The following is a 22,466-nucleotide window of genomic DNA, read 5'->3' as shown; positions in this document are numbered from 1 at the left end:
GGCGGGGGCGGGCGGGGGCGGGGGTTCAGGCGAAGACGTCCTGTTGGTAGCGGCCGGAGGACTCCAGGTCGGCCAGCCACCCCGCCCCATCCTCCCCCGTCCGTGACCGGTACATGTCCAGCAGCGTCCGCCGCACCGCAGGAGCCATCCGCAGCCCATCGCCGCAGACGTACACGTACGCCCCCTGGGAGAGCAGCTCCCACACCTCGTCGGCGTGCGCCGCGACGGCGTCCTGCACGAACCGGTACGGATGCCCGGCCACGGCGGAGTACGCGGCGTGCGTGGGCACGCCCCAGCGGGCCAGGTCGTCCGCATACAGATTGTCGTGCCGGGGATGGCGGCAGCCCGTGAAGACGGCGGCGCGGCCGGGAGCCCCGGCCAGCAGGCGCTCCTCGATGAAGCCGCGCAGCGGTGCGAAGCCGGTGCCGGGGCCGATGAGGATCACCGGCGTGGCCGGGTCGTCCGGCAGCCGGAACGGCGGCGCGGGCACGCGGATGTAGCCGTAGAACACCTCGCCCTCCTTGAGCCCGGCGAGGTAGGCCGAGCACATCCCCTGGTAGGTGCCCGAGCCGGACCAGGCGGGGCCCTCGACGAGGCCGACGGTGAGGCGTACGAGCGAGGGGTCGGTCAGCGGCGAGGAGGAGACCGAGTAGTAGCGGGGCTTGATCGGCCCGGCCATCTCCAGGAACACCGGCAGCGGCAGCTCGATCGCGGGGAAGCGGTCGAGCAGGGTGAGCGGGGAGACGCGCTTGGCGAGGATCTCGTCGGCGTAGTTCGCGGTCAGCTCGGCGAGCTGGCCCTTGGTCCAGGGGCAGGCGGTGTGCGCGGCCAGCGCCTCCAGGTCGGACCTGGTGGCCACCTCCTGCAGCTCGGCGAACTCGGTCAGCAGCAGGCCCGCCGTGACCGCCGTGTCCACGGGCAGGTGGGTGGATCCGGCGGCGCGCAGCCGTACCACCTGGTCGCGGGGGACGCGCAGGCAGCGCAGCGCCCACTCCACCAGCTCGGGGTCGTTCTTGGCGAAGACGGCCACGTGGTCGCCCGCCGAGTAGGTGACGCCTTCGGGCAGCCGGGCCACGATGGAGCGCACGCCGGGTCGCGGCGCCTCGGTCGAGAAGTCCCAGAGGCCGGTCGGGTCGGAGGTCAGCTCCTCGTTGGAGACGACGGTCAGCGGGAACGCGCGCGAGGAGACGACCGAGGGCCTGACCTCGGCCTCGCTGAGCACCTCCATCTCGTAACGCGGCCCGGCGCTCTCGGTGCCCAGATTCGCAGCTGCCGAGTACTCCTCTGCCAGCGCCGCCCACAGCCCGGCCGTCCAGGCGGTCACGTCGCCGTCGAAGTCGCCGTCCGCGTCGGCCTCGCCGCGCTCGATCAGCGGCACGGCTCCGGCGGCCGTCAGCTTCTCGTACGCGCGCTTCGGGAACTCCTGGTACGTGGGCCACTGCGTGTTCCCGCAGCCCAGCACGGCCAGCCGGACCCCGGACAGGTCGGGCAGCGCCTCCAGGGCGTCGAAACGCTGGGCGTTGTCGGGGGCCTTGCCGTTGTAGGAGGAGGCGACCACGATCAGCAGGCCCTCGCCGGGCGGCGTCATGTCGTCGAGCGAGGTCAGCGTCGTGGCGAAGCCCGCCCGACCGGCCCGCTCGGCCAGGCGTTCGGCGATGTCGGAGCTGGTGCCGAGGTTGGAGCCGTAGGCGACGGTGAGCGGCACGCCGGTGACGGCGATCTCCTGCTGCGCGCTCTCCTCGACCTCCTGGGCCACGACGACGGTCCGCTCGTGCGCCCGCCGCTCGCGGACCCTGAGCGTGAACCCGTCGGGCTTGAGGGTGAGGGTCTGCTTGATCTTCATGCGGTAGACGCTCGGGTCGGAGATCGCGAACCGCCGCAGGATCATCGCCAGCGCCAGCCTGGCCTCGGTCAGCGCGAACTGGCGGCCGATGCAGGCCCGCTCGCCGTTGCCGAACGGCTTGTACGCCCCGGGGTGATGGCTCTGCTTGTTCTCCGGCAGCCAGCGGTCGATGTCGAACTCGTCCGGCCGCTCCCACGCCTTGGGGCTGCGGTGCAGCACCGGCAGCAGCACGATGACGCCCTGGTCCCTGGCGAGGGGGTAGCCGCCGATCGTGGTGTCCTCGACCGCGCTGACGCTGAACCCCGGGATCGGCGACCAGTGCCGCAGCGTCTCCTCCAGGATGCGCGCGACGACGTCGAGCTTCATGATCGTCTCGTACGTGGGCGGCTCGTCGCCCGGCAGCAGCCGGTCCACCTCCTCATAGGCGCGGGCCAGGGTGTGCGGCTCGCGCAGCAGGTTGTACAGGGCGAAGGAGAGCAGGCCGCTGGTGGTCTCGTGGCCGGCGATGAGGAAGGTGAGGACCTGGTTGCGGATGTTCTCGTCGGACAGGCGGGCGCCGCTCTGCGGGTCGGACGCCTCCAGCATGAGGCCGAGCAGGTCCTTGGACCCGGTGGCGCCCTCGGCGCGGCGCTGCGTGATCACGTCGTCGACCAGCGACTGCATGGTGGCGATGTCGCGCCGGTACGCCTCCTCGCGTCCGCGCTTGAGCTTGGTGACGAACGGCAGCTGCTGGTTGCGCAGCATGGCCTCGGTGAGCGCGCCGCCCATGGCCTGCAGGAACGGGTGCAGCTCGGGAGAGTCGAAGGAGTTGAACCGGTAGCCGAACCCGGTGAGCGAGATCGTGTCCAGGGTCAGCCTGGTCATGTCGTCGGCGACGGGCAGGTCCTCCCCCTGGCGGGCGGCCCACGACTCGACGAGCTGCTCGGCGATCTCGAGCATCTGCCCGTAGTACGCCTTCATGGCCCGCTGGCTGAAGGCCGGCATCAGGATGCGGTGCGCGTGCCCCCACACCGGCTCGTCCGGGTCGGCCGTGAACAGCCCGTCACCGGCGAAGTCGCGCACGATCGTCAGCGGCGGCTTGATCCGCTTGACGAACCGGCTCTCGTCGCACACCTCGGCGACCAGGTCGGGGTCGTACACCACCACGACCGTGCGGCCGACGATCTCCAGCCGGTAGATGCCCTCGTCGTAACGGGTGGCGACCTGGGCGAAGTGCTCCATCGGCGAGTGAGAGGGAATCTGCAGCGTGTTGCCGAGAATGGGCAGGCCCTGCGGGGCGGGGATCTCCGCCATGATTGCTCCCTTCGAGTAGCCATACACCGTATGGCTGACGCTACCATACGGTGTATGGCAGTGAGCGCGCGCAGGGGTGCACCCCTGACCCTCGACGAGATCGGCACCACGGCGGTGCGCCTGATGGACGAGAGCGGGGTGGACGGGCTGTCCATGCGCAAGCTGGCGGCCGAGCTGAACGTCAACCCGATGTCGCTCTACCACCACGTGGAGAGCAAGGACGCGCTGCTGGCGCTGGTCTGCGCCACGACGGCCGAGCGCATGCACGTCCCGCCGGACGACGGCGCCCCATGGCAGGAGCAGCTCATGGCGCTGGCGCTGGACTATCACCGGCACGCGAAAGAGCACCCCGCCATATGGAGATATGTCCACACCCATCCGAGCCTCGTCGCCGACCGGCGGTTGCCCGTCTGGCAGACGCTCTACCGCATCCTGAGGCTGGCGGGGGTGCCGGAGCCGGAGCTGCGGCGGACGAGCGACATCCTGCACGCGTTCGTCTCGGGCTTCATCCTGGCCGAGACCGAGGGGCACATGTCGGACGATCCCGAGGAGATCGGCCGCACCTTCGACGCGGCCATCCAGCTGATCATCGACGGCCTGGCGCACTCCACCTCCTGATCAAGGAGGTCCGTTGGAAAATCAAACCCACCGGGTCTAGAGTGGGTTCAGTTTTCCAACTGATGAGGAGGGCGCTGTGCGTGATGCCGTCATCGTGCAAGCCGTACGTACTCCGATCGGCAAGGGCAAACCGGGCGGCGGCCTGTCCGCGATCCACCCGGTGGACCTGCTCGCGCACACGCTGCGCACCCTGATCGAGCGCAGCGGGGTGGACCCGTCCCTGGTGGACGACGTGATCGGCGGCTGCGTCGACCAGGTGGGCGAGCAGGCCATGAACACCACCCGCAACGCCTGGCTGGCGGCCGGCCTCCCGGAGTCGGTGCCCGCGGTCACGGTGGACCGGCAGTGCGGTTCGTCACAGCAGGCGGTGCATTTCGCCGCGCAAGGGGTGATGTCCGGCGCGTATGACCTGGTGGTGGCGTGCGGCGTGGAGTCGATGAGCCGGGTGCCGATGTGGTCGAACGTGCCCGCGGGCGCCGACCCGTTCGGCCCGGCGCTGGCCGCGCGCTTCCCCGGCGGCCTGGTGCCGCAGGGCATCAGCGCGGAGCTCATCGCGGCCAAGTGGTCGCTCGGCCGCGAGCAGCTCGACGAGTTCTCCGCCGGCTCGCACCGCAAGGCCGCCGCCTCCTCCTTCGCCGGCGAGCTCGCGCCCGTCGGCGGGCTCGACCGGGACGAGTCGGTACGCCCGAGCACGACGCCGGAGATCCTGGCCGGGCTCAGGCCCGCCTTCGCCGACCCCGGTTACGCCGAGCGGTTCCCGCAGATCGACTGGTCGGTGACCGCGGGCAACAGCAGCCCGATCAACGACGGGGCGGCGGCCGTACTGGTCACCACCTCGGAGACGGCGGCCCGCCTGGGCCTGCGGCCCCTGGCCCGCCTGCACAGCTTCGCCGTCGTCGGCTCGGACCCGATCCTCATGCTCACCGGCGTCATCCCGGCCACCGAGAAGGTCCTGCGCCGCGCGGGGCTGAGTCTCGCCGACATCGACCTGTTCGAGGTCAACGAGGCGTTCGCGAGCGTCGTGCTGGCCTGGCTCCAGGAGACCGGCGCCGACCCGGCCAAGGTCAACGTCAAGGGCGGCGCCATCGCCCTCGGCCACCCGCTGGGCGCCAGCGGCGCCCGCATCGCCACGACCCTGGTCCACGCCATGGCCGAGCGCGGCGCCCGCTACGCGCTGCAGACCATGTGCGAGGCGGGCGGCCTCGCCAACGCCCTCATCCTCGAACGTCCCTGACAACCCCTTGGGAGCAGTCGTCATGAAGATCTCCGGCAGCGTCGCACTCGTCACCGGCGCCAACCGCGGCCTGGGCGCCGCCTTCGCCCAGGCCCTCCTGGACCGGGGAGCCCGCACGGTCTACGCGGCCGCCAGGAACCCCGCCACGATCACCGGCACGAACCTCACCCCGATCGAGCTCGACGTCACCGACCCGGCCGCCGTCGCGGCCGCGGCCGAGCGCTGCGGCGACGTGGACCTGCTCGTCAACAACGCCGGCATCTCGCGCTCCGGCAGCTCGGACCTGGATTCGGCGCGCGCCGAGATGGACACCAACTACTTCGGCACGCTGTCCATGAGCCGCGCCTTCGCCCCCGTCCTGGCCCGCAACGGCGGCGGGGCGCTGGTGAACGTCCTGTCGGTGCTGTCGTTCATCACGTTGCCCCAGGCGAGCGGGTACGCCGCGTCGAAGGCGGCGGCGTGGTCCCTGACCAACGCCCTGCGGCTGGAGCTGAAGGAGCAGGGCACCCACGTCCTCGGGGTGCACGCGGGCTACATCGACACCGACATGGCCGCCCACGTCACCGGACCCAAGATCACCCCCGAGGAGGTCGTCGCGCAGGCCCTCGACGCCCTGGAGACCGGGGCCTACGAGGTGCTGGCCGACGCCATCAGCCGGCAGTCGAAGGCCGGCCTCTCGGGCGAGCTGGAGCGCCTCTACCCGGTGCTGGCCGCCGGCAGCTGACGCCTCAGTCGCTCGCCTCCCAGACGGCCTCGAACGCCTCCTCCGTGATCTCGGCCAGCTCCCAGACCTCCAGCGGCTGGTCGGTGAGGAAGCCGTACTCGTCCTGCAGGTGGCGCCACCAGTAGCGGCGGGCGGTCCGGTCGGCGCCCACCAGCACCTGCCTGATCGCCCACTGTTCGAGGCCGTCGCCCTCGACGCTCTCGAACAGCCAGGCCCGCCCGTCCTCGTCGCCCAGGTGCCAGTAGCGCCGGGGGACGTCGGACTCGGCGAGCTGCCGCACCAGCGGCTGGCGAAGATCTGGAAGCACCCGTCCACTCTAGAACGGGCGCAGCCCGCCGATGGCGATCTCGGCGGCGCGGGCCATCGAGGCCACGATCTCCTCATCGGACTGGCCGGCCTCGCGGGCGGCGCCGCCCGCCCCCTGGACCGCGCCCACGAACGCGCCGGCCACCGCCGCGGCGCTGATCGGGTCGAGCACGTCGGGGAAGGCCTCCAGCAGGTGCCGGGCCACCTCGCGCTGCACCCCGAACATCATGTGCAGGGCCTTGGCCTGGATGGAGGGCACGGTCGCGATCAGGTGCTCGTAGACCTTCGTCAGCTCGCGGTCGCCCGCCAGCGGACCCTTGGTCAGGTAGTGGGCGATGACCCGGTCGTAGGTCTTGAGCAGCACGTCGGCGACGCGGTCCGACGGCTCGCGCTCGGCGACCACGCCGGCCATCTGCTCCATGTACTCCAGGACCTCGGCGAACAGCACGTCTTCCTTGGTCGGGAAGTAGTTGAAGAACGTCTTGGTGGCGACGTCGGCCGCGGCGGCGATCTGCGCGACCGTCGTCTGCTCGTATCCCTGCTCGGCGAACAGCCTGAGCGCCGTGCCGACGAGCAACTGCCTGGTCTGCCGCTTCTTACGCTCGCGCCGGGACTCCTCCATGGCATGCAAGCTTACACTCACTGCATCTTTACACCCGCCAAGGAGAGGAGCCTTTCCCCCGTGAATGGGGAGCGCGGCAGACCGCGCCCCCGGCGTCCATGGGTATGGCGGTGCCACGTGGCCCAGGAGTCCCCGCACCGGCGCAGGGGGCGACGCCGATGCGGGAAGGGACAGGAGGGGCGCGTCAGCGCTGGTAGGCGCCTGCGTCGGGGGAGCCGGCCAGGGGCCTGCCCACCATGTCCTTGCCGAGCGCGCTGCCGCCGTACCACGCGGGGCTGAGGGTCAGGCCGCGGCCGAGCGCCGGCGAGCCGGGCCGCAGCCGCAGGTCGGTACGGGAGACGAACTTCGGGTCGGCCACGATCGACTTCGGCCCCAGCTTGAACTTGTTCACGCGGCCCTGGTAGACGCTGCCGCCCTCGTCGGCCCCCTTGCCGTCCTCCCAGCCCGCCTCGCCGCCCACCACGATCACGTTGTTGCGCAGCTTCAGGATCGACGGGGAGCAGCCGTCGTGGCAGGACCAGCCGATGGTGTCCCGGGCCGGCAGGTAGACCGAGTTCTGGACGGCGATCGTGCCCTTCACGGGACCGACGATGTGGCGCGGGCCCCGGGTGATGAGGAACGAGCCGCGGCTGCGGGAGGAGGTCACGACGTTGAAGGCGAACACGTTGCCGGTGGCGGTCTTGCCCTTCTGGGCGCCGAGCTCGGTGAACGTCTCGTTGTTCCTGGAGATGTTGTGGGTGACGCGGTTGCGGTCGCCGTCGAAGATCTCGACGGCGGCCCCGTCGGTGCCGTAGTCGGCGCTCTTGGCGTAGCTGCCGGTGATGGTGTTGCCGGTCACGAGGTTGTCGTCGCCGTTGAGCAGCACGCCGAAGGCGCCGGAGTCGTTGTCGCCGCCCTCGTCGTTGACGCTCATCCGGTTGTTGTCGGTCAGGACGCTGTCGCGGATGACGTTGCGCGAGCCGGACTGGGTGACGTAGACGCCCGCGATGTTGCCGTCCGCCTGCACGCCGGCCAGCTCGTTGCTGTCGCCGGCGACCTCGAAGCCGGCCCAGCGGCAGCGGGAGGCCCGCAGGCCGCCGACGCGCCAGTGGTCGCCGCTGAGCACGACGCAGTCGTCGTCCATGCCGCTGATCCTGGCCAGCGGGCCGGTGCCGTACGCCTGGATGACGATGGGCCTGGCCGCGGTGCCGTTGGCCTCCAGCTTCAGCGGGCCGGTGAAGGAGCTGCCGCGCTTGAAGCTGACCGCGTCGCCCGGCTTGAGGTCGGCGGAGTTGACCTTGTCGAGGGACTTCCACGGCGCGGTGGCGCTGGTGCCCGCCGCGTCGTCGTTACCCGACTTCGAGTCCACGTAGTACGTGGTGCCGGCCAGCGCGTGGGCCGGGGCCGCAGGCGAGAAAGCAGGCAGGACAGCCGCCATGACGGCTACGGGCAGCAACCTCATTCGTGCACACCACTATCGAGTTGGAGCGGATGGGGGGGTAGCCCAAGGTAGCGTGATCAGCGCGCGAGACGCCAGAGACGCACCGAAGGTCCGTCGCCCGGCACCACGTCCCCGTCCTCGGCGTTGTAGAGGCCGTGCGCGTGGACGCCGAGGCGCAGCGGCGCGCCGGGCGCCCGCCGCACGCACACCAGGATCGACTCCTCGTACGTCTCCCGAGCGAAGACCAGGCAGTCGGCGTCGGCGTGCAGCCAGCGCAGGCCGCCGTGGCGCAGCGCGGGCTCGGCGCGGCGCAGCCCGAACAGCTCCCGGTAGGCCGCCAGCGTCGGGAGGTCCTGGTCCGCGGGCCGGTTCCAGGGCATCGGGGTGCGGGAGTGCTCGCCGTTGACCCCGGTCAGGCCGAACTCGCTGCCCGCGAACACCATCGGCGTGCCCGGCAGCGCGGCCTGCAGGCCGAGCGCGAGCAGGTGGCGCTCGCGCGAGCCGGTGACGGTGCGGATGCGGGGCGAGTCGTGCGAGTCGAGCAGCTGCCAGGAGTGGACGAGCGAGCGCCACGACATGTGGGACGCGAACGACCGGAACGTGGCCAGCGCGGCCGTCCCGTCGCGCGCCGGGACGCCGCCCGGCACGCCGAGGAAGTGGTCGAGGTCCAGCTCGGGCCCGCGCAACCAGGCCCAGACGGGGCGGGTGAAGCCGCCGTAGTTCATGGTGCCGTGCCAGCCGTCGCGGTCGAGGTCGCAGGAGGCGTCGTGGTTGTGCTCGGCGATGAACGCGGCCTCGGGGCCCAGCTCGGCCCGCAGCATGGCGGCGACCTCGTGGTTGTGGTCGTCGGCGGCGCGCCTGCCGGTCATGTTGGCCACGTCCACGCGCCAGCCGTCCAGCGGCCCGAGCCACTTCTTCAGCACGGCCCGCATGCGGGCGCGGACGAGCTCGCTGCCCCAGTTGAGCTTGGGCAGCGTCTTGACTCCCCACCAGGACTCGTAGTCGCCGGAGTCGGGGTCGAAGTAGAACATCTCGCGCTCGACCGCGTTCACGTCGGAGACCGCGGCGGTGAACCATTCGTGCGTGTCGCCGCAGTGGTTGGTGGTGATGTCGCCGAGCAGCCGCATGCCGCGGGCGTGCAGGGCGCCGGACAGGCGGTGCAGCGCCTCGTCGCCGCCGAGCAGCGGATCGACGTGCTCGAACGTGGAGGCGTTGTAGCGGTGGTTGGAGCGGGCGGGGAAGATCGGCGTCAGGTAGACGGTGTTCACGCCGAGGCTCTGGACGTGGTCGAGCCGCTGGGCGACGCCGTCGAGGTCGCCGCCGTAGAACTGCCCCGCGGTGCCGGGGCCGGCGGGGATGACCGGGTCGTGGTCCCAGTCGCGCGGCAGCGCCCAGTCGGGCAGGTCGCGCATGGGCCGGGAGCGGTCGAAGCGGTCGGGGAAGATCTGGTAGACGACCGCGTCCGACATCCAGGAGGGCGGCGGCTCGTGGCACACGAGGCGGAAGTCGCCCGCGTCGGTCACGTCGTGGGTGACGAGCCCGGCCGCGGTCAGCCACGCCTGCCCGCCCCGCGTGGCGAGCAGGAACCGGTACGGGGTCACCGGGTTGACCGCGGTGATCTCGGCCCGCCACCAGACGTCCGTGCCGCCGTACCCGCCGGCCTCCCGCCGCGACGGGTCCGGCGCCGCCTCGGCGTAGCGCGGCTCACCGTCGTGCACGGTACGCACGTGCACGCCCGTGATCCCGGCGGCCAGCGGCGCCCGCAGCCACAGCGTCACCCGCGAGCCGAGGGCGGGCGCCTGCTCGGAGACGTACAGAGCTGAGCCGTCGTGATGCGGCTCCCCGATGAAGCGCAAATGCACCTATCCCTTGACAGCCCCGGCGGTGAGCCCGGAGACGATGTACTTCTGCAACCAGAGGAACACACTCACCGTCGGAATCGCGGTAAGCAGCGTCGCCGCGGCGAACATGCCGAAGTTCGCGTTGCGGTGGTCGCCGGCGATCATCCCGTACATGCCGACGGCGAGGGTCTTGCTCTCGGGGTCGCGCAGGAACACGTTCGCCATGAGGAACTCGCTCATCGTGCCGATGAACGCCAGCAGCGCCGTGACCGCGAGGATCGGCGTGACCAGCGGCATGATGACCCGCCAGAAGATCTGCGCGTGCGTGGCCCCGTCCACGGTGGCGGCCTCGTCCAGCTCCTTCGGCACGGTGTCGAGGAAGCCCTTCATCAGCCAGGTGTTCACACCGAGCGCGCCGCCGAGGTAGAGCAGCATCAGCCCCCACACGGTGTTGAACCCGAAGGCCGGGTACAGCTCGGTCACCCTGGTGAAGATCATGAAGATCGTCACGATGGCCAGGAACTGCGGGAACATCTGGATGAGCAGCAGGGCCAGCAGCCCGACCCGGCGGCCCGCGAAGCGCATGCGGCTGAAGGCGTACGCGGCGAGCATCGACAGCAGCAGGCTCGCGAACGACGCCACCAGCGCGATGAACACCGAGTTGAAGAACCACCGGCCGAACGGGTAGCTGTCGGAGGTCAGCAGGTGGGCGAAGTTGGCCAGGCTGGCCCCGGTCGGCAGCAGGTCGGTGGAGGCCAGCGTGCCCATGGGGTTGATCGCGGCCGAGACCACGAACAGGATCGGGAAGAGCGCGAACGCGCACACGATCAGCACGAAGACGTGCCTGAGGGCGAGCTTCACGCGTAGACCTCCTCCTGCTTGCGGGTACGGCGGAACGCCGCGGCCGAGATGACGGCCACGATCGTGAAGATGAACACCGAGACCGCCGCCGCGAAGCCGAACTGCGCCCCGCCCGCCCCGAACGCCAGCCTGAAGGTGTAGGTGATCAGCAGGTCCGTGCCGCCCACCTGCGGGTTGTCGGCCGGGAACGGCCCGCCCTCGGTGGTGAGCGCGATCGCGTTGAAGTTGTTGAAGTTGTAGGCGAACGACGAGATCAGCAGCGGCGTGAGCGCCACCAGCAGCAGCGGCAGCGTCACCCGCCGGAACGCCTTCCACGGCGTGGCCCCGTCGATGGCCGCCGCCTCGGTCAGCTCGCGCGGGATGGCCTGCAGCGCGCCGGTGGTGACGAGGAACATGTACGGGAAGCCGAGCCAGAGGTTGACCAGGATCACCCCGAAGCGGGCGGTCCCGGTCTCGCCCAGCCAGTCGACGTTGGCGCCGAGCAGCTGGTTGATCAGGCCGAAGTCGCGGTTGAACATGTCACGCCAGACCAGCAGCATGGCGAAGGCGGGCATCGCGTACGGCAGGATCAGCGCGATCCGGTAGAAGCGGGTGCCGCGCATCCGCGGGTGGTGCAGCGCCAGCGCGACCGACATGCCGAGCGCGAACGTGCCGAGCACGGAGGCCAGCGCGAAGACCAGGTTCCAGCCGAACACCCCCGCGAAATATCCCGAAATAGTCGGATTTGTCAGCACCCGAGCGAAGTTGTCGAGGCCGACGCCGACCTGCCAGCCCTGCGCCAGGTGCTCGCCCTTGGCGTTGACGAAGAAGCCCTGGCTCTCGTCGGCCGTCCAGGTGTCGCCGTTGCCGCGCACGCAGTCGCAGCCGGCGTCGTACACGAGCGCCGCCTTGCCCTCGACGGCCCGGCTGAGCCCGTTCGCCTTGATCACGCCGTCGCCGGTCGGCACGGCCAGCGCGGAGATCTCCTGCCCGCGGGCGGCGGCCTCGGGCGTCTTGAGCACGGTCAGCCCGGGGGCCGCCAGCACCTTGCCGGTGACCCCGACCTGGGCGCCCGCCAGCGGCGACAGCCCCTTGGCGTCGCCCAGCCGCACCTGCTTGGACTTGGGGTCGACCAGCAGGAACACCAGCTCGTCGCCGCGCAGCGCGGCCGTCATGGCGTACTCGGGCGATCCGGGGGTCTGGCGCACCGAGCCGGTCTCGATGGCGGTGACGGCGGCGGCCTTGTCTCCGCGGTGCCCGTCGCCGAAGTTCGTGAATGCGGTGGTGACCGTGTAGGCCACGGGGAACACCTGGAACGCGATCAGGAAGACGGTGCCGGGGACCAGATACTTGGCCGGGATGAAGCGGCGGGTCAGGTAGAGGTAGGCGATGGCCGCGCTGACGGCGCCCAGCAGCCCGAGCGAGACCCACGATTCGGCGGCGACCAGCGGCGGCGCGGCGTAGAGCAGGATCGCGGCGGCCACGGCCAGCACCGCGATCCTGCTCACCACGAACGCCGTGGTGATCTCCCGGCGGGGCCGTGGAGCCGCCTTGGGCTCCCCGCCTTTTCCTGGAGCCTCACGCACGTCGAGCGCCATGATCAGTGCTTGAGCGAGCCGTCGATGGCCTTCTGCGCGGCCGCGGCGGCCTTGGCCGCGTCGCCGCCCTTGACGACGGCGTTCTCGGCGATGCCGAACGGCTCCCAGATGGCCGCCATCTCGGGGATGGCCGGCATCGGCAGGCCGTCCTTGCCCGCCTCCATGAACTTGACCGCGTCCGGGTCGCTCGCCTGGACCTCCTGGAGGGCGGCGGTCAGCGCCGGGGGCCGCGGGTCGGCCTCGTACAGCGCCTTCGCGACGTCCTTGTTGGTCACGTAGTTGGCGACGAACTCCTGGGCCAGGGCCTTGTTCTTGCCCTTGGAGGCCACGAAGAACGTCTGCACGCCGACGAACGGGGTGGCGGGCTTGCCGCCCTTGAACGACGGGACGGCCGTGATGTCGTACGTGATGCCGCCCTTCTTGACCTCGCTCATCGCCCACGGGCCGGAGATCAGGTAGGCGCACTTGCCGCCGGCGAAGTTCACGATGTAGTTCTCGTTGGTGATCGACGTGCGCAGCGCGCCGTCACCCTTCTCGCCCAGGTCCTTGAGCTTGCCGAACGCCTTGACCGAGTCGGGCGAGCCGACCAGCACCTGCTTGGGGTCGGGGTCGCCGGTGGAGGTGGCGCCGAACAGCGCGCCGCCCGCGGAGGCGAAGATCGGGTAGACGTGGAAGGCGTCGCCCTTCTGGCCGACGGGGATGCAGAGCACCTCCTTGACCTTGCCGGCCGCCTTGAGCTCCCTGCCCTTGGCGATCATGTCCTCGATCGAGGCGGGGGCGTCGGGGGCGAGCTTGGTGTTGCGGATCAGGGCGATGTTCTCCACCGCGTACGGGGCGCCGTAGACCTGTCCGTTGAACGTCACGGCCTGCATCGCCTTGGCCGAGAAGGCGGCCTTCTGCTCGTCGGTCAGCGTGACGGGGTCGATGGCGCCGTTCTGGACGAGGTTGCCGATCCAGTCGTGCGCGCCGATCATGATGTCGGGGCCGCTGCCCTGCTGGGAGGCGGTGAGGAAGGTCGTCTGGTTGTCCTTGCTGATCTCCTTCACCTCGACGGTCACGCCGTTCTCGGTGCCGAACTGGTCGGCGAACGGCTTGAGCGGCTTGACGCGGCTGGGGTCGGCCCAGATCACGAGCGTGCCGCCGCTCTTGGCCGCCGGGGCGGAGGCGGACGCACCGGGTGCCGCCGGGGACGCCGACTGGGAAGCCGGCTGGGATTCGCCGCACGCCGTGGCGGCGAAAGCGAGGGTCGCGAGAGCGGCCACACCCAGAGCCCGCATGCGCATGGGACCTCCTGAGGTCACGCAGGAACGGCGGTGCCACGCGAGCGCCGCCGGAAGAAAGCTCTAACGTTTCCGGGACGTTAGCGGCTCTTTGCAAGAATTGGAAGAACTTGCGAAAGAGCGTTACGTGATCCTCACCGAGCCCCGCGAAAGCACCTCCCGCAAGCGGCTTCGGGCCGGAGTACGGGCGGGTCAGGGTGACGTATGCAACTTTCCGCAAGTTGCGCTTGACCCTGGCCGAACGATCGCGACATCCTTCACCACAACCTCAGGGGACATCTCGGGCATCCAGGGAAGGACAGCCATGCTCGGCAACGACGACTGGTGGCGTGACGCCGTCGTGTACCAGGTCTACCCGCGCAGCTTCGCCGACGCGGACGGCGATGGCATGGGCGACCTCGCCGGCGTGCGCGACCGCCTCGGCTACCTCGCCGACCTGGGCGTGGACGCCATCTGGCTGAGCCCCTTCTACACCTCCCCCATGGCCGACGGCGGCTACGACGTGGCCGACTACCGGGACGTGGACCCCATGTTCGGCGCGCTCGCCGACTTCGACGCTCTCATCGCCGACGCCCACGACAAGGGCATCAGGGTCATCGTGGACCTGGTGCCGAACCACTCCTCCGACCGGCACCCCTGGTTCCAGGCCGGGCTGCGCGACCGCTACATCTTCCGCGACGAGCCCAACGACTGGGAGTCGATCTTCGGCGGCCCCGCCTGGACGCAGGTGGCGGACGGGCAGTGGTACCTGCACCTGTTCGCCCCCGAGCAGCCGGACCTCAACTGGGAGAACCCGGACGTGCGCGCCGAGTTCCGCGACATCCTGCGCTTCTGGCTCGACCGGGGCGTGGACGGCTTCCGGGTCGACGTGGCGCACGGCATGATCAAGGCCGCCGGGCTGCCCGACGTGGGGCCGAAGGAGGGCCGCCAGGCCGAGATGCTCGGCGACGAGCAGCTCCCGTACTTCGACCAGGACGGCGTGCACGAGATCTACCGCGAGTGGCGGCCGATCCTCGACTCCTACCCCGGCGGCCGGATGGCGGTGGCCGAGGCGTGGGTGTCCTCCCCCGAGCGGCTGGCCCGCTACGTCGGGCCCGACGAGCTGCACCAGGCGTTCTCGTTCGAGTTCATGATGGCCGACTTCCACGCCAAGTCGTTCCGCACCGTCATCGAGAAGGCGCTGAAGGAGTCGGAGCTGGTCGGCGCGCCCACCACGTGGGTGCTGTCGAACCACGACAAGCCCCGCCACGTCACCCGCCACGGCGGCCTGGCCCGCGCCCGGGCGGCCACGCTGCTCATGCTGGCCCTGCCCGGCTCGGCCTACCTCTACAACGGCGAGGAGCTGGGCCTGCCCGAGGTGCTCGACCTGCCGGACGAGCTGCGCCAGGACCCGGCCTTCCGGCGCACCGGCGAGAGCCGCGACGGCTGCCGGGTGCCGATCCCGTGGACCGCCTCCGGCGACTTCGGCTGGCGCGACCCCTGGCTGCCGATCCCCGCCTCGTGGGGGCCGCTGTCGGCCGAGGCCCAGGAGCACGACCCCGCCTCCACCCTGAACCTCTACCGCGCCGCGCTGAAGCTCCGCAGGGAGCACCCGGCGCTCGGCGGCGGCACCGTGACGTGGCTCGACTCCCCCAAGGACGTGCTGGCCATCGAGCGCGACCCGGGGCTGGTCGTGGTGGTCAACACGGGCGAGGAGCCGGTACGGCTCGACCTGGGCGGCGAGGTGCTGCTGTCCAGCGGCCCGCTCGCCGAGGACGGGACCGTCCCGCCGGACACCGCGGTCTGGATCCAGCGCTGACCGGATCCGACCCCCGGGTTGGGGGAATCTTTCCCTTAACGCGGCAAATGTCGGTAATCACGCTCGGTAACCTCACAGGGTGCCACCCTGGTGGGCCAGATCCCTGCGCGGACGCGTCACCCTCATCGCGACGGCGGTAGCCGCCCTCGTGCTCATCCCCGTGGCCGTCGCCGGGGTGATCACCGCCAGGTCGCTGATGACGGCCAGCGTGTTCCGCGACACCCGGGACACGGCCGAGCGGATCGCGTACGAGATGCGCGGCGGCGCGCTGCCCATGGGCGCCGCCATCCCGGTGCCCAACCCGCCGGTGGACCTGATCCAGGTCGTCGGCCCCAACGGGCAGATCCTGGCCAGCAGCGACGCGGCCAGGAACCTGCCGCCGCTCAGCGACATCCGCCCCACGCCCGAGAACCGGGTGGTCAGCGTGATGAACTGCCTGCCGACCGAGTGCATCCACGTCACGGCCGTCCGGGTGAGCATGTTCGCCGACTCCCCCGTGGTCTACGCGGGCCGCAGCACGCCCGACCTGCTGGCCAACCGCGGCCTGGAAGTGGTGGTGTTCATCGAGGTCGGGGTGCTCATCGGGCTGGCATCGTGGGCCACGTGGCTGGTTACGGGACGCGCGCTGAGACCGGTGGCGACCATGCGGGCCGAGCTGGACGCCGTCCACGCGGGCGACCTGAGCCGGCGCGTCACGCAGCCACCGGGCGCGGACGAGGTGTCCCAGCTCGCCAGATCCGTCAACGGCACGCTGGCCCGGCTGGAACGCTCGGCCCAGCAGCAGCGCCAGTTCGCCTCCGACGCCTCGCACGAGCTGCGCACCCCCATCGCGGGCCTGCGCGCCCAGCTGGAGAGCGCGCAGCTCTATCCCGACGACACCGACGTCGAGGCGCTGGTGGACAGCGCGCTGCGTGACACCGACCGCCTGGAGGCCATCATCACGGACCTGCTGCTGCTGGCCAGGATCGGCTCCCGGGTGGACGTGGTCAAGGAGCGGGTGGACCTCGCCGAGCTGGTGCGCCAGGAGCTGTCCGTGCGCTGCGACAAGGTGCCCGTGCACGTGGAACTGACCGAGGGGGTGGTGGTCGAGGGCGTACGGCTCCAGCTCGCCAGGGTGCTGACGAACCTGCTGGACAACGCCCAGCGCCACGCCGAGCACACGGTCCAGGTCGAGGTCCGCAGGGAGGGCGAGCACACGGCGCTGCTGGCGGTCGAGAACGACGGCGTGGAGATCGCCGAGGAGGATCGGGAGCGCATCTTCCAGCGCTTCACCCGCCTGGACGCCGCCCGCAGCCGCGACGCCGGCGGAACGGGCCTGGGCCTGGCCATCGCGCGTGACGTCGTGGTGGCCCATGGGGGCCAGATCACCGTTGAGGACCGTGTGGGCGGGGCGCGATTTGTGTTGAGACTTCCAGCTGTTTGACCGCTTTTCGTAGATTTCCGGTGCTCAAGTCATAGATCATGGTGTCATGACGGAACAAGCGCCGCAGGGCGTTGACCCTCACATCCCTAACGCGGCGCGCATGTACGACTACTTCCTGGGCGGCAAGGACAATTTCCAAGCCGACAGGGATCTGGCCGAACTGGTCCTGAGCGCGGTTCCCGAAACCCGTGAAGGCACCAGGGAGAACCGGGCGCTCATTGGCCGGTTCGTGCGTTACCTGTGCGAACAGGGCATCACGCAGTTCCTTGACCTCGGCTCCGGCCTGCCGGCGCAGGAGAACGTGCACGAGGTCGCGCTCCGCCACACCCCCGATGCCCGCGTGGTCTACGTGGACAACGACCCGGTGGTGGCCACGCACGGCAGGGCCCTGCTGGCCGACCCGGAGCGGGTGGCCATGGTGCTGGGCGACGTGCGCCGGCCGAAGGAAATCCTGGCCAACCCCGAAGTCCGCGCGCTCCTGGACTTCGAGCGGCCGGTGGCCGTGCTGATGATGTTCATCCTGCATCTGATCCCCGACGAGGACGACCCGAGCACGTTCGTGGCCGGCTACCGCGAGGCGATGGCGCCGGGCAGCTATCTGGCCATCTCGCACGTGGGCAGCGACTCCCACTCGGCGCTGACGGACCGGGTGGTCGAGTTCTACCAGCGGGCCAACATGCCGTTCAGGCCGCGACCCGGCAAGGAGATCGCGGCCTTCTTCGGTGACTTCGAGTTCATCCCGCCCGGCCACCTCGCCAACGGCATCGGGCCGGAGCTCGGGTGGCCGTACATCGATCGCGACATCCCGATCTTCCTCGACGCGGACATGTCGCGGCTGGGCTACGCGGGCATCGCCCGCAAGCCCTAGACCTTCGACAGCTCCCGGTCGCCCGACTCGTCGGGACCGGGGCGGTTGTCGTCGTCGTCCTCGTCCAGCAGCGTGGCCTCGTCGAACGGCGCGTTCCCGGCGAGCACCTGGGTCGCGCGCTCCCGGTCGAAGTCGCCGGTCCAGACGGCGACCAGCACGGTGGCGACGGAGTTGCCGGCGAAGTTCGTCAGCGCCCTGGCCTCGGACATGAAGCGGTCGATGCCCACGATGAGCCCGACGCCGTCGACCAGCGCGGGACGGTGCGCCTGCAGCCCGCCGGCCAGCGTGGCCAGCCCGGCCCCGGTCACGCCCGCGGCGCCCTTGGAGGCGATCATCATGAACAGCAGCAGCGCGATCTGCTCGCCGAACTGCAGCGGCGCCCCGGTGGCCTCGGCGATGAACAGCGTGGCCATGGTCAGGTAGATCGCGGTGCCGTCGAGGTTGAAGGAGTAGCCGGTCGGCACCGTGATGCCGGCCACGGTCTTGCTCACACCCAGGTGCTCCATCTTGGCGATGAGCCGGGGCAGCGCCGTCTCCGACGAGGAGGTGGACAGGATGAGCAGGAACTCGCGGCCCAGGTACTTCAGCAGCGACCACAGGTTGATCCGGGCGACCAGCCACAGGATCGAGCCGAGCACGACGCCGACGAACAGCAGACAGGTGATGTAGAAGGCGACCATGATGATCGCCAGGCTCTTGAGCGCCTCCAGCCCGGTCTCCCCGACGACCGCGGCGATCGCGCCGAACGCGCCGACGGGCGCGGCCCACATGATCATGGCGAGGATGCGGAACGTCAGCCGCTGGAAGTGCTCGATGGTGCGCAGGATCGGCTCGCCCTTGGCGCCCATGGCCTGGATCGCGAACCCGGCCAGCAGCGCCACGAGCAGCGCCTGCAGCACCGAGCCGCCGGTGAGCGAGGACACCAGCGTCTTCGGGATGATGCCGAGCAGGAAGTCGACCGTGGTGGACTCGCCGCCCTTGGCCGCCTGCGCCTCCGCGGCCTGCTTGGCGGCGTCGCTGAGGTGCAGCCCGGAGCCCGGGTCGATGACGTTGCCGACCAGCAGGCCGATGAGCAGGGCTACCGTGGACATGACGATGAAGTAGCCGAGCGCGAGGCCGCCGACCTTGCCGACCTTGGCCGCCTGGCGTACCGAGCCGATGCCCAGCACGATCGTGCAGAAGATGATCGGCCCGATCACCATCTGGATGAGCGCCACGAAGCCGGTGCCGAGCGGTTTGAGCTCCTTGCCCACGTCCGGCCAGACGAATCCGACCAGGATGCCGAGTAGGACCGCCCCGATGACGGCCAGATAGAGGTAGCGAGTGCGATCACGCATGGGGGGCTCTCCAGCGGTGATGGAAATGACCTTCTAGACGCCCGAGTATGCGCCTCACAGTGACATAGGTCACCATTGAGTAAGTTTCGTTCACAGGAGAGATGTCAGATGCGGCGCTGGAGCCTGGCGGGCCAGATGCTGGTCCTGCAGCTGCTCGTGGTCGCCGTCACGGTGGCGGGCCTCGCGGTGCTCGCGCTCGTGCAGGCGCACGAGCTGCTCACCGACGAGGCGAGCAGCAAGGCCAGGGCCGTCGCGGTGAGCGTGGCCGCCTCGCCCAGCGTGCTGGCCGCCCTCGACGACCCGAACCCGTCCGTACGGCTGCAGCCGTACGCCGAGCAGGTACGCCACCAGACGGGCGTCGACTTCATCACCATCATGAAACCCGACGGCACCCGCTACACCCACCCGAACCCCGCCGAGATCGGCAAGCACTACCTCGGCCACACCGAGCGGGCGCTGGCGGGCGAGACGTTCACCGAGACCTACACCGGCACGCTCGGCGAGTCCAGGCGGGTGGTGACCCCCGTCATGTCGGACGGCCGGGTGCGCGCGCTGGTCAGCGCGGGCATCACGATCAACAAGATCAGCGCCAGGGTCCGCGACCAGCTCGCCTGGGGCGGCCTCATCGTCGCGCTCGCGCTCTCGCTGGGCGCCGCCGGCACGTGGCTGGTCACCGCGCGGCTGCGCCGCCAGACGCACGGCCTCGGCCCGGTGGAGCTGGGCCGCATCCACGAGCACCACGACGCCGTCCTGCACACCGTCCGGGAGGGCCTGCTGCTGGTGGGCAAGGACGGCACGCTGACGCTCTGCAACGACGCCGCCAGGATGCTGCTCGGCCTGCCCGCCGACGCCGAAGGACGGCACGTGGGCGAACTCGGCCTCTCGGAGATGCTGGCCGCCGACGACGAGCGCGTCCACCTGGTCGGCGACCGCGTCCTCGCGGTCAACAGCGCCGCCAGCCGGCTCGGCACCGTCGTGACCGTGCGCGACCACACCGAACTCCAGGCGCTGACCGGGCAGCTCAACGCCGAGCGCGACTTCGCCGACTCGCTGCGCTCGGCCGCCCACGAGGCCGCCAACCGGCTGCACACCGTCATCACGCTGGTGGAGCTGGGCCGTACCGAACAGGCCGTGGCGCTCGGCACGGCGGAGCTGCGCGCCGCGCAGGAGCTGACCGACCGGGTGGTCGGCGCGGTGCGCGAGCCGGTGCTCGCCGCGCTGCTGCTCGGCAAGAGCGCCGAGGCCGCCGAACGCGGCGCCGAGCTCGTGATCAGCCAGGACAGCGAGCTCGACGACCTGGGCCTCGATCCGCGCGAACTCGTCACCATCGTGGGCAACCTGATCGACAACGCCATCGAGGCGGCCTCCCGGGTGGAGGTCCACCTCAGCGCGGGCGGCGGCGAGGTCCTCCTCAGGGTCGCCGACAACGGCCCCGGGCTGGCCGACCCGCAGGCGTTCGCGAAGGGCTGGACCACCAAGGGCGACGGGCGCGGGCTGGGGCTGGCGCTGGTGGGACAGGCGGTGCGGCGGCTGGGCGGCACCATCGACGTGAAGGGCTCGGTGTTCACCGTGCGGCTGCCGGTGCCGGAGCGGGTGCGGGCGCGATGACCATCCCGGCGCCGGGATCGGGCGCGAAGATATCCGTGCTCGTCGTGGAGGACGAGGAGATCACGGCCGAGGCCAACCGCATCTACATCGAGCGGACCCCGGGCTTCGAGGTGGCCGGGGTGGTCAGGACCGGCGGCGAGGCCCTGCGGTTCCTGCGCGGCAAGCCCGTGGACCTCGTCCTGCTCGACCTGTACCTGCCGGACATGCACGGGCTGGAGGTGTGCCGGGCGATCCGCGCGGGAGGGCTCATGTGCGACGTGATCGCCGTCACCTCGGCCCGCGACCTGGCCATGGTGCGCTCCGCGGTCTCCCTCGGCATCTCCCAGTACCTGCTCAAACCGTTCACCTACGCGACACTCTCCGAAAAGCTGACGCGTTACGCCCGGTTCAAGGACGAGGCGGGCCTGGCCGTCGGGCAGGGGGACGTGGACCGGGTCCTCGGCACCCTTCGGGGCAGCTCAGAGCTGCCGAAGGGCATGGCACGCGACACCCTCGACACGGTCGCCGCGAAGCTGCGCGACAGCCCCGGGGGCATGGCGGCCCAGGCCGTGGCCGACGCGATCGGGGTGTCCCGCGTGACGGCCCGCCGCTACCTGGAATACCTGGTCGAGCTGGGGGTGGCGGCCCGCATCCCGCAATACGGAGGAGTCGGCCGGCCAGAACTCCTCTACCGGATCCCCATGGAAAGTTAATGATGGTGACGCTGGCCGTTCAATCCGGGGCTCTAGCTTCTGGTGCAGTCCGATGCACTGAGGAGACAGATCTTGCGAGTCCTGGCCGTAGTTCCCGCCCGCGGAGGTTCGGCGGGCGTACCCCTGAAGAACCTCGCCCTGGTCGGCGGCGTCCCGCTGGTCACCCGAGCGGTACGGGCCGCCCAGCGGGCCGAGCTCGTGGACCAGGTCGTGGTCAGCACCGACCACGCGGGCATCGCCGAGACCGCCCGTGAGGCGGGGGCGATCGTCGTGGACCGGCCCGAGGAGCTGAGCGGCGCGACCGCCTCCAGCGAGTCGGCGGTGCTGCACGCGCTCGACGCCCTCGGCGAGGACCCCGAGGTCGTCGTGCTGGTGCAGTGCACCAGCGCGTTCATCGACCCGGAGAGCCTGTCGGAGGCCGTGCGCAAGGTGCTGGACGGGGAGGCCGACTCGGTCGTGTCGGGGCTGCCGACGCACGAGTTCCTGTGGAGCGCCGCCGGAGGCGGCATCAACCACGACCCGGCCGTCCGGCAGCGCCGCCAGGACCGCGACCCCGAGTTCCGCGAGAACGGCGCCTTCTACGTCATGCGCACCTCCGGCCTGCGCGAGCACGGCCACCGCTTCTTCGGCCAGGTCGCCGTCCAGCCGGTGTCGCCCAAGCACGCCGTCGAGATCGACAACCCGGACGACCTGGAGCTGGTACGCGCGCTCGCCCCGTTCATCGACGAGCCCGAGCCGATCGACGTGGACGCCGTCATCACCGACTTCGACGGCGTGCACACCGACGACCGCGCCTACGTCGACTCCGACGGCCGCGAGATGGTGCTCGTCAGCCGCTCCGACGGGATGGGCATCGCGCTGCTCAAGCGGTCGGGGGTGAAGGTGCTGGTCATGTCCACCGAGCACAACCCGGTGGTGGCCGCCCGCGCCCGCAAGCTCGGCGTCCCCGTGCTGCAGGGCCTGGCCGAGAAGCGGACCGTGCTGCGCGACTGGCTGACCATCGAGGGCCTCGACCCGGCCCGCGTCGCCTACGTCGGCAACGACGTCAACCGGCGTACCCGAGCAGCCCGAACAGCGCCACCACCATCAGCGTGCCCATCAGCCCGAGCTCCTCGCCGAGG

The 22,466-nt window shown here is 70.8% G+C and carries 18 protein-coding genes; 9 read left to right on the top strand and 9 right to left on the bottom strand.

All coding sequences use genetic code 11. The features are described 5' to 3' along the window. Positions 1-25 precede the first annotated feature (25 nt). Positions 26-3,136 carry a bifunctional cytochrome P450/NADPH--P450 reductase gene (locus tag ACWDX9_RS40930; protein ID WP_449964271.1) on the bottom strand — a complete coding sequence of 1,037 codons (3,111 nt, stop codon included), beginning with the start codon at positions 3,134-3,136 and terminating at the stop codon, positions 26-28. Between the two features lie 54 nt (positions 3,137-3,190). On the opposite strand from ACWDX9_RS40930, the gene ACWDX9_RS40925 reads away from it, so the two are divergent. The 3 genes from ACWDX9_RS40925 (at position 3,191) to ACWDX9_RS40915 (ending at position 5,712) form a co-directional block, all read left to right on the top strand. Next, a complete protein-coding gene (locus ACWDX9_RS40925; RefSeq protein ID WP_449964268.1) occupies positions 3,191-3,754 on the top strand; it encodes a TetR/AcrR family transcriptional regulator in 564 nt (187 codons plus the stop codon). 76 nt (positions 3,755-3,830) lie between these two features. Beyond that, on the top strand, positions 3,831-4,988 hold the full coding sequence (locus tag ACWDX9_RS40920) for a thiolase family protein (protein WP_449964265.1): 1,158 nt from the start codon (positions 3,831-3,833) through the stop codon (positions 4,986-4,988). Positions 4,989-5,010: 22 nt separating this feature from the next. Further along, complete coding sequence (locus tag ACWDX9_RS40915) at positions 5,011-5,712, top strand: SDR family oxidoreductase (protein ID WP_355192320.1); 702 nt, start codon at positions 5,011-5,013, stop codon at positions 5,710-5,712. A 4-nt stretch (positions 5,713-5,716) separates the two neighbouring features. On the opposite strand, the gene ACWDX9_RS40910 is transcribed toward ACWDX9_RS40915, so the two are convergent. The 7 genes from ACWDX9_RS40910 to ACWDX9_RS40880 form a co-directional block, all read right to left on the bottom strand. Further along, a complete protein-coding gene (locus ACWDX9_RS40910) occupies positions 5,717-6,019 on the bottom strand; it encodes a hypothetical protein (protein WP_364247249.1) in 303 nt (100 codons plus the stop codon). A 9-nt stretch (positions 6,020-6,028) separates the two neighbouring features. Further along, positions 6,029-6,640, bottom strand: coding sequence for a TetR family transcriptional regulator (locus tag ACWDX9_RS40905; protein ID WP_449964260.1), 612 nt, complete (start codon positions 6,638-6,640; stop codon positions 6,029-6,031). A 184-nt stretch (positions 6,641-6,824) separates the two neighbouring features. Continuing rightward, a complete protein-coding gene (locus ACWDX9_RS40900) occupies positions 6,825-8,081 on the bottom strand; it encodes a right-handed parallel beta-helix repeat-containing protein (protein ID WP_449964257.1) in 1,257 nt (418 codons plus the stop codon). 56 nt (positions 8,082-8,137) lie between these two features. Next, positions 8,138-9,922, bottom strand: coding sequence for a glycoside hydrolase family 13 protein (locus tag ACWDX9_RS40895; RefSeq protein WP_449964255.1), 1,785 nt, complete (start codon positions 9,920-9,922; stop codon positions 8,138-8,140). Continuing rightward, entirely contained in the window at positions 9,923-10,762 is an 840-nt protein-coding gene (locus ACWDX9_RS40890; RefSeq protein WP_319714304.1) for a sugar ABC transporter permease, read from the bottom strand. Continuing rightward, entirely contained in the window at positions 10,759-12,339 is a 1,581-nt protein-coding gene (locus tag ACWDX9_RS40885; RefSeq protein WP_449964252.1) for an ABC transporter permease subunit, read from the bottom strand. The genes ACWDX9_RS40890 and ACWDX9_RS40885 overlap by 4 nt, the downstream gene beginning before the upstream one ends. A gap of 2 nt (positions 12,340-12,341) precedes the next feature. Continuing rightward, positions 12,342-13,622: a sugar ABC transporter substrate-binding protein gene (locus tag ACWDX9_RS40880; RefSeq protein WP_449964250.1), complete on the bottom strand. Its 1,281-nt coding sequence runs from the start codon at positions 13,620-13,622 to the stop codon at positions 12,342-12,344. A 301-nt stretch (positions 13,623-13,923) separates the two neighbouring features. Between ACWDX9_RS40880 and ACWDX9_RS40875 the strand changes: the two genes are divergently transcribed. The 3 genes from ACWDX9_RS40875 to ACWDX9_RS40865 all read left to right on the top strand — a co-directional run bounded on the left by ACWDX9_RS40875 (position 13,924) and on the right by ACWDX9_RS40865 (position 17,708). After that, positions 13,924-15,417 carry a glycoside hydrolase family 13 protein gene (locus tag ACWDX9_RS40875; RefSeq protein ID WP_449964248.1) on the top strand — a complete coding sequence of 498 codons (1,494 nt, stop codon included), beginning with the start codon at positions 13,924-13,926 and terminating at the stop codon, positions 15,415-15,417. A 79-nt stretch (positions 15,418-15,496) separates the two neighbouring features. Beyond that, positions 15,497-16,840 carry a sensor histidine kinase gene (locus ACWDX9_RS40870; protein WP_449964245.1) on the top strand — a complete coding sequence of 448 codons (1,344 nt, stop codon included), beginning with the start codon at positions 15,497-15,499 and terminating at the stop codon, positions 16,838-16,840. A gap of 46 nt (positions 16,841-16,886) precedes the next feature. After that, positions 16,887-17,708 carry an SAM-dependent methyltransferase gene (locus tag ACWDX9_RS40865; RefSeq protein ID WP_363964262.1) on the top strand — a complete coding sequence of 274 codons (822 nt, stop codon included), beginning with the start codon at positions 16,887-16,889 and terminating at the stop codon, positions 17,706-17,708. Here ACWDX9_RS40865 and ACWDX9_RS40860 read toward each other — a convergent pair. After that, a complete protein-coding gene (locus ACWDX9_RS40860) occupies positions 17,705-19,045 on the bottom strand; it encodes a cation:dicarboxylate symporter family transporter (RefSeq protein ID WP_364247233.1) in 1,341 nt (446 codons plus the stop codon). The two genes, ACWDX9_RS40865 and ACWDX9_RS40860, sit on opposite strands and share 4 nt — an antisense overlap. Positions 19,046-19,153: 108 nt before the next feature. On the opposite strand from ACWDX9_RS40860, the gene ACWDX9_RS40855 reads away from it, so the two are divergent. The 3 genes from ACWDX9_RS40855 to ACWDX9_RS40845 form a co-directional block, all read left to right on the top strand. Then, entirely contained in the window at positions 19,154-20,653 is a 1,500-nt protein-coding gene (locus ACWDX9_RS40855) for a sensor histidine kinase (protein ID WP_449964241.1), read from the top strand. Continuing rightward, on the top strand, positions 20,650-21,345 hold the full coding sequence (locus ACWDX9_RS40850; protein WP_449964238.1) for a response regulator: 696 nt from the start codon (positions 20,650-20,652) through the stop codon (positions 21,343-21,345). The genes ACWDX9_RS40855 and ACWDX9_RS40850 overlap by 4 nt, the downstream gene beginning before the upstream one ends. 72 nt (positions 21,346-21,417) lie before the next feature. Next, positions 21,418-22,466: cytidylyltransferase domain-containing protein (locus ACWDX9_RS40845; protein ID WP_449964235.1), on the top strand; the 1,049-nt coding region annotated here is incomplete at its 3' end.

The organism is Nonomuraea sp. NPDC003201, assembly GCF_053590415.1.
The sequence above is the reverse complement of the archived record's forward strand: the minus strand, read 5'-3'. Positions and strand labels throughout refer to the sequence as shown.

Excerpts from the sequence above, each read along its gene's own strand:
- ACWDX9_RS40905 (WP_449964260.1), bottom strand. The coding sequence starts at position 6,640 with ATGGAGGAGTCCCGGCGCGAGCGTAAGAAGCGGCAGACCAGGCAGTTG.
- ACWDX9_RS40855 (WP_449964241.1), top strand. The coding sequence starts at position 19,154 with ATGCGGCGCTGGAGCCTGGCGGGCCAGATGCTGGTCCTGCAGCTGCTC.
- ACWDX9_RS40885 (WP_449964252.1), bottom strand. The coding sequence starts at position 12,339 with ATGGCGCTCGACGTGCGTGAGGCTCCAGGAAAAGGCGGGGAGCCCAAG.
- ACWDX9_RS40860 (WP_364247233.1), bottom strand. The coding sequence starts at position 19,045 with ATGCGTGATCGCACTCGCTACCTCTATCTGGCCGTCATCGGGGCGGTC.
- ACWDX9_RS40850 (WP_449964238.1), top strand. The coding sequence starts at position 20,650 with ATGACCATCCCGGCGCCGGGATCGGGCGCGAAGATATCCGTGCTCGTC.
- ACWDX9_RS40915 (WP_355192320.1), top strand. The coding sequence starts at position 5,011 with ATGAAGATCTCCGGCAGCGTCGCACTCGTCACCGGCGCCAACCGCGGC.
- ACWDX9_RS40930 (WP_449964271.1), bottom strand. The coding sequence starts at position 3,136 with ATGGCGGAGATCCCCGCCCCGCAGGGCCTGCCCATTCTCGGCAACACG.
- ACWDX9_RS40875 (WP_449964248.1), top strand. The coding sequence starts at position 13,924 with ATGCTCGGCAACGACGACTGGTGGCGTGACGCCGTCGTGTACCAGGTC.
- ACWDX9_RS40880 (WP_449964250.1), bottom strand. The coding sequence starts at position 13,622 with ATGCGCATGCGGGCTCTGGGTGTGGCCGCTCTCGCGACCCTCGCTTTC.
- ACWDX9_RS40900 (WP_449964257.1), bottom strand. The coding sequence starts at position 8,081 with ATGAGGTTGCTGCCCGTAGCCGTCATGGCGGCTGTCCTGCCTGCTTTC.
- ACWDX9_RS40865 (WP_363964262.1), top strand. The coding sequence starts at position 16,887 with ATGACGGAACAAGCGCCGCAGGGCGTTGACCCTCACATCCCTAACGCG.
- ACWDX9_RS40925 (WP_449964268.1), top strand. The coding sequence starts at position 3,191 with ATGGCAGTGAGCGCGCGCAGGGGTGCACCCCTGACCCTCGACGAGATC.